The organism is Streptomyces sp. CLV115, assembly GCF_038448545.1.
GTDB classification, from domain to species: Bacteria; Actinomycetota; Actinomycetes; order Streptomycetales; family Streptomycetaceae; genus Streptomyces; species Streptomyces sanglieri.
Genome location: NZ_JBCEWQ010000330.1, coordinates 1 through 2,352, shown reverse-complemented (window position 1 = coordinate 2,352; position 2,352 = coordinate 1). Strand labels below are relative to the sequence as shown.

2 protein-coding genes are annotated in these 2,352 nt (G+C 74.4%); one reads left to right on the top strand and one right to left on the bottom strand.

Features of this window, described 5'->3' with window-relative positions:
- Positions 1 to 1,347: sensor histidine kinase (locus AADR41_RS41900; RefSeq protein ID WP_342287702.1), on the bottom strand; the 1,347-nt coding region annotated here is incomplete at its 3' end.
- Positions 1,348 to 1,641: 294 nt separating this feature from the next.
- Here AADR41_RS41900 and AADR41_RS41895 point away from each other — a divergent pair.
- A partial coding sequence (locus AADR41_RS41895) for an FAD-binding oxidoreductase (RefSeq protein WP_342287701.1) occupies positions 1,642 to 2,352 on the top strand: 711 nt, incomplete at its 3' end.

The window sequence follows — 2,352 nt, the reverse complement described above, 5'->3', positions numbered from 1 at the left end:
GGCGGAGTCGGCCGGGTCGGTGGCGGCCGGGGCGTAAGGGGAGTGCGGGGCGTGCTGCGGCTGCTGTGCGTCGGCCGCGGCGGTCGGCGTCGTGGCCGTGGTGGCGGTCGTGCCGGCCGTGGTGGCGGTCGCCGCCGGGGCAGCCGGCCGGGCCTCCGACGCGTTGCCGTGCGCCGGTTCCGGCTCGGGGGCCGGGCGGGACGCCGGGACCGGGGCCGCTGCGGAGGCCCGGGTGAGGAGCTCCTGCGGGAGCATCATCAGGGCGCCCGTGCCGCCGCGCGCGGACGGCCGGAACGAGACGGTCAGACCGTGCTTGCGGGCCAGCCGGCCCACGACGGCGAGGCCGAGCCGGGTGCCGGACAGGCCCGTGAGGTCCTGGAGGTCGGCCGATACGGCGCGCTCGGCGCGGCGCAGCTGCACGTCGCTCATGACCAGGCCGCTGTCCTCGACGGTCAGGACGATGCCGGCCGGCACCTCCTCGACGTACACATGGACCTCGGCCGTGGGCGGCGAGAAGTTGGCGGCGTTGTCGAGGAGTTCGGCGAGCGCGTGCATGACGCCCTCGGCGGCGTGCCCGGCGACCGCGACATCACTGGTCGAGTGCAGCCGCACCCGCTGGTAGCCGCTGATCCGGCCCATCGCGCCGCGCAGGATCGACTCCATCACGATCGGCTTCGCCCAGCGCCGCCCGGAGCGGGCGCCGGTCAGCACGGCGATGGAGTCGGCGAGCCGGCCCGCCTGGGCGGTGCGGTGGTCGAGGTGGAGCAGATCGCCGAGCACGTCCTCGGAGGAGTGCCGGTGCTCCATCTCGCGCAGGTCGGCGAGCATGCTGGTGGACAGGGCCTGCATCCGGCCCGCGGCGTTGGCGCAGGCGGCGACCGCGGCGGAACGCTCGGTCTCGCTGCGGGTCGCACGGGCGGTGAGCCGCTTGTTGTCGGCGGTGAGCCGTTCGGTCTCGGCGGCGGCCTGCGCGGTGATCCGTGCGGTCTCCGCCTCGGCCGCGGACCTGAGCCGCGCCGTCTCGGCCGCCGCGGCGGACTTGATCCGGGCGGTCTCGGCGGTGAACCGCTGGCCCTCGGCCGCGGAGGTGGAGACGAGGCGGCTGATCTCGCCGGTGAACCGCTGGGTCTCCGAGGCGAGCCGGGAACGAAGACGGTTCGCCTCGGCACGGGCACGGACGGCGACGGCGACGGCGGCGGACAGCAGTACGGCGCCGGCACCCGCCCCCCAGGCCAGCTCGGGCCGTGCCGAGGCGGGGGCCGCGGAGACCGCCCACAGACACAGGGATCCGGTGACGACCAGCGATATCAGCAGGGCCACTGCGGTCGGCCGAGATGAGGGGCTCAAAGGGAGTCCTTGGGGGGCGGACGGGTACGGGCGGATCGGACAAGCGGGGCGAACCGAACAGCCCAGATCGGGACAGTTCGGAACAGTGGGACGGAGCGGGGTAACTGGAGCTGACAATTCCAAGGTAAGTCCTGGTCACTATATGAGAATTGACGCTCCCTTTGGGAAGACCTTGTAGCGTTCTCTGTTACGTATGTGACTACGCGTCCGACGTATACCGACGTATTGGCGTATTCGGGGGAAACGTGCGGCGCCGAACGACCGATTGGCCCGATCAGCGGCATCCTGGGGCGCATGGCCGCACCTCAGAACCCGACGGAACGCGCCGAACTCGCACAGGCGCTGCGCACCGCGGTCCGCGGCGAGACCGACTTCGGTGCCACCGCCCGGGCGTTGACGACGATGGACGCCTCCAACTACCGCCGCGTGCCGCTCGGCGTCGTCGCCCCGCGTGACGCCGACGACGTGGCCGCCGCGCTCGCGGTCTGCCGCGCGCACGGGGTGCCCGTGGTGCCGCGCGGCGGCGGCACCTCCATCGCGGGGCAGGCCACCGGCACCGGCATCGTGTTCGATCTCACCCGCCACCTGCGGAAGATCGTCGAGCTGGACCCGGTCGCCCGCACCGCCGTCGTCCAGCCGGGGGTGATCCTGGACGAGCTGCGCGCCGCCGCCGCCCCGCACGGCCTCACCTTCGGCCCCGACCCGTCCACGCACAGCCGCTGCACGCTCGGCGGCATGATCGGCAACAATTCCTGCGGCGCGCACTCGGTCGCCTGGGGCACCACCGCCGACAACACCCACGCCCTGACCGTGACCCGCTACGGCGGAGACACCCTGCGCCTGGCCCGGGGAACGGCCCCCGAGACCCTTCCCGGCCTTCCCGGGCCGGAGGCCGGCCTCTCCGGCCCGCTTCCCGGCCTTCCCGGGCCGGAGGCCGGCCCGCCGCCCGGCCCGCTACCGGGCCTCTCCGACCGCGTGCCGGGCCCCTCCGGCCCCGTGCCCGGC